Source organism: Clostridium sp. (assembly GCF_051278035.1).
GTDB lineage: Bacteria > Bacillota > Clostridia > Clostridiales > Clostridiaceae > Clostridium_AD.
The window spans coordinates 1-4,221 of sequence record NZ_JBNMNU010000259.1 but is presented as its reverse complement, the minus strand read 5'-3'; the positions used below and the strand labels follow the sequence as shown (position 1 = coordinate 4,221).

4 protein-coding genes are annotated in these 4,221 nt (G+C 31.4%); all 4 read left to right on the top strand.

Features of this window, described 5'->3' with window-relative positions; translation table 11 throughout:
- Positions 1-216 (top strand): hypothetical protein (locus tag ACJAX4_RS22420; protein ID WP_435791662.1); only part of this gene is annotated, 216 nt, incomplete at its 5' end.
- Positions 217-267: 51 nt separating this feature from the next.
- Positions 268-1,806, top strand: coding sequence for an efflux RND transporter periplasmic adaptor subunit (locus ACJAX4_RS22415; protein ID WP_435791661.1), 1,539 nt, complete (start codon positions 268-270; stop codon positions 1,804-1,806).
- Positions 1,807-1,856: 50 nt separating this feature from the next.
- Complete coding sequence (locus tag ACJAX4_RS22410; protein WP_435791660.1) at positions 1,857-3,335, top strand: hypothetical protein; 1,479 nt, start codon at positions 1,857-1,859, stop codon at positions 3,333-3,335.
- 198 nt (positions 3,336-3,533) lie between these two features.
- Positions 3,534-4,190 (top strand): SLAP domain-containing protein, encoded by a 657-nt coding sequence (locus tag ACJAX4_RS22405; protein WP_435791659.1) that lies wholly within the window; start codon positions 3,534-3,536, stop codon positions 4,188-4,190.
- Positions 4,191-4,221: the final 31 nt, after the last annotated feature.

Here is a 4,221-nt window from a genome sequence, read left to right as displayed (position 1 = left end):
GGAATTATTATCGGGGTACCACTTGGGATAGCTTTACTCACATTTATGACAGCCTCAAGTCCGCAGAAAGACATGACCATGTTACCGTATATTAAATTAACTAGTTTCATATATTCTGGGGGTCTTACAATGATGTTTTCACTATTTGTTAATAAGGTTCTTGGGAAAAAAATAAATACGATTGATATGCTCGGATCGCTTAAGAGTGTAGAATAGTTTTATTTGATATTAAAATATTGTTATCATAATAATGGATGGAGGAAAAAAATGAAATATTCAGATAAAATAAAGAGCATTTTTTCAAAGAAACCGATAAAATATATAGCAATTAGTTGTATAATATTAGTGCTTGGGGTAGCTTTTTATAAGTCGCCTATAGTTCAAAACAGACTTGCTGCCAATGTTAAGGCCCAAAAAACTGCTGTAGTAAAAAAAGGTGATGTTAAGCTATCGGTTTCAGGTACAGGAGATATTTATTACGACAAAAGCGCAAGTGTAGTCTCAAAGGTTAGCAGTAAAGTAAGTGGTTTATATTTTAAAGAAGGAGATAAAGTTAAAGCTGGAGATTTAATTTGTGAATTTGACGATACTGCTACTCAACTCGGTTTAAGTGAGTCGAAAAATGCCTTGCGGCTGAACCAACTAGCAAATAGTGCTAGTGCGATTCAGGCTGGAAAACTTTCTATTATCACCCCTTTTTCGGGGCAAATCAGCGATATTCTTGTAAAAAAAGATGATGTACTTACAAAGGGTGCACCGTTGTTCACTATTGAAGATACTTCAATACTTAAGCTTTCTGTTGAGTTTAATTCAGCAGATATAAAAAAGATATCAATAAATCAACCAATTAATGTAAGCATATCTTCTATTATGAAATCAGTTGAGGGGAAGGTTACATATATTAGCAATAAAGTTATATCTACAAACGCAGGAGGGCAATTATATACAGTAGAAATACAAATAAATAACCCGGGTGCTATTTCAGAGGATATGATTGGTGAGGCATATTTTGAAACCTCAAAAGGGACTGTAGCAAGTACAAATTCAGCAGCATTAGAATATATAAGCAAAACAACAGTTATAAGTGAAACTGGTGGAACAGTAAGTAGTATATCTATTAAAAAAAACCAGCAAATAAGTTCAGGGCAAGAAGTTATTAGAATAAAGAATGAAGATATTACAATCAATCAATCAATTGGTGGTGCTAAAATTAAGGATTCACAAATAAAGATAGCATCTTCAGAAAATCAGCTTACAGACTATAAAATATATGCGCCAATAGATGGTATTATAGCTAAACAGAGCATGAATATAGGGGACAGTGTTTCGCCTGGAGAAGCAATAACCTCTATTGAACAAACAAATGTGGTTCTAGTTGACGTAGATATAGATGAAATTGATATATCAAAAGTTGCCGCAGGACAAAAGGCACAACTTACTTTAGATGCACTTTCTGATACAATAGAAAAACCTATAGAAGGTGAAGTTATAAAAATAGCTCTTAATGGAACTTCTAAAAATGGAGTAACAAACTTTGCTGTAACTATTAAAGTCAAAGAAAGGCAGAATATGCTTAAGGGTGGAATGAATGTTACAGCTAAGATAGAATCAGAAAGCATAACTAATGTATTATATGTTCCGAGCGATGCAATCACAAAACCAGGAGAAAAACAAATAGTAACGATTAAAGACGACGAAACAGATGGAATAGAAACAGAGGTCCAAGTTGGGACAAGTAATGAAAGTGTTACAGAAATTAAAAGTGGGCTTAAAGAGGGTGATATAATAGTATTGCCACAAAGTTAAAAAAGAAAATAAGGGGTCAGACCCCTGGGAAAAAAAGGATGGTGTATTAAATGAAATTTAAAAAAGTAGGTTTAAGTTTAATGCTTGCAGGTGTAATGATGTTTTCAACTGTAAGTTCAACAATGGTTTTTGCAAGCGCAAGACCAATAAGCTACTCAGGTTCAATGGAAAAGATGCAACAATTAAAGGTTATAGATAAGCCAATTAAGAGTGAGGACGAATTGGTGACTAGAGGACAACTCGTAAAAGCTATAGCAATAGCCGATGGATTAACTTCTACAGCTACAAATTTAAATGGTACAACAATTTTCCCTGATATTGCTGCGAATAGTGATCTTAGTGGATATGTTAATGGAGTGGTAGGCGTAGGTCTAATGTTTGGAACACCAGATGGAAATTTTCATACGGAGAAGTACGTTACAATGGCTGAGATAGATACAATTATGGTGAGACTCCTTGGATATACAGATACGGACCCAGAGCTAGCGAAACTACAATGGCCTAACAATTATATTCAGCAGGCTTATAAACTAGAATTAACAACAGATATAACAGCGAGAAAAAATGATAAGTTAACATATAAAGTAGCAGCAGTATTGTTTGATAGGCTTTTTAGTACCTTAATTAAGGGTTCTCAAACTGAATATTTTTCTGATAAATATTTTAGCGATGAATATTTAAACACTGCTATTACAGGTACATTAAAAGAAGTTAAAGTGGTTGGAAACTCAAAAACTTCAGATGGTCTTTTAAATAATGAAGTTTACCTTGTAGGTCAGGGACTTACGGATTTAACAAAATATACAGTTAATAGTGATGCTGGCGAAGTTGAACTTGGAGTAAAATATAAACTGTATATTGATGGATCAAATATTACTAAAGTAAGCGTAACAGAGAATTCTACAGAAAAATATGCTGTAACAAGTGTAGCATCTTCATTAATAGCCTACACTGATGAAAATGATGTGGCTCAAACTATGACGCTACCAAAGGCTGATTTATATTATTATCATGGAGAATATGTAGATTACGAAGTTGCAGTTAAAGCTATTAGAGCATATTCTTCAATTATATTAACAAATAAGAGCGACAATTCAGGTTATGATTATGCAGTTATTGTGGATGCTAATTTTGGTGCACCGCAGATCTATAAAAATGATAATGTTAAACTTCTAGAGCAACTTAAGACTACAAAGTATTCTCATATTTATAGGGGTGCAAATATTCAAGAATCGGAACTAAATATTTATGATGTTGTTTATTTTGTATCAGATATATGGGAGAAAAACACTTTCATATATGTAAATGATAAGATTGAGATTGGAACAATTAAAGCATTCACACCAGATATGCTTAATCCAACTGAACTTACAATGAATGATAAAAAATACGAATTTAGTAAATATTTCAACAAGGCGAGACTTAACAATTATGATGGAAATATAAACAACTTTTTAACTAATGTTAATGTTGATGATTTTGTAACTTTAATTTTAGGTGTTGATGGTAAGATAGTAGATATTTATTAAAAGCTTTTAAAACTGAATTTAATAAGAAGAAAGGTTACTCATAATATAAGGGGTAATCTTTCTTCTATGCATTCTATTGCATAATGTAAAAAAAGCTTTAATAATGTATAAAATAGTGATAATATGATAATGAAATATAATTAAAACTAATTGAAGATTTTTTTATAAAAAAAGTTATTAACGAAAGGAAAACGATATATGAAAAATGTTATAAATATTAAAGATGTCTGTAATGATAGTGAAGGTAAGAATAACAATAAAAATACTAGTATCAGTATTACTGAGACCTCAAAAGAACCATACAGTTCTGAAACAGAAAACACTTGTGTGTTTAAGGTTAGTGACGATGGGAAAGTAATAATTGGTTGCAAACTCAGCGAAAATAATATTAAAGGTGTAACGGTTCCTAGTGGAAAGGTAAGTGTAAAAGAAGAATCACTTAATGAAATCCCACTAAAAGAAGAGAATATAGTTGATATGTTTGAAAATTTACCAAAAGATCTATCAGAGAAAGAGATAAATAAAATTATAGAATTTTTAAATAAAGAAGAACTAAATAAATTAAAAAAAACAGGATGTGGATCGATATTACCATATAGTGTTGAATTAACAGACAATGGAGATATAAAAATTACCTTAGTGATATATAATGGAGGTAAAATACAATTAAGCTTATCACAAATGCCAATAAAACTTACTGATGTTAACAAAGCGATAGTAATGGCTGAATTAGTAGATATAAACGCAGTAGTGAATTATGGTAAAATAGGAGTATTTGAAAACATAGTAACTAAAGATAAGCTGAAAGAAAATAATATTAATTTGGAAGAGTGGAATATAACATTTACTATGTAATTGGGAACGGCACCCCCATGGGAAGCGAAAG

Coding starts and splice junctions, on each gene's coding strand:
- ACJAX4_RS22410 (WP_435791660.1), top strand. CDS start 1,857: ATGAAATTTAAAAAAGTAGGTTTAAGTTTAATGCTTGCAGGTGTAATG.
- ACJAX4_RS22405 (WP_435791659.1), top strand. CDS start 3,534: ATGAAAAATGTTATAAATATTAAAGATGTCTGTAATGATAGTGAAGGT.
- ACJAX4_RS22415 (WP_435791661.1), top strand. CDS start 268: ATGAAATATTCAGATAAAATAAAGAGCATTTTTTCAAAGAAACCGATA.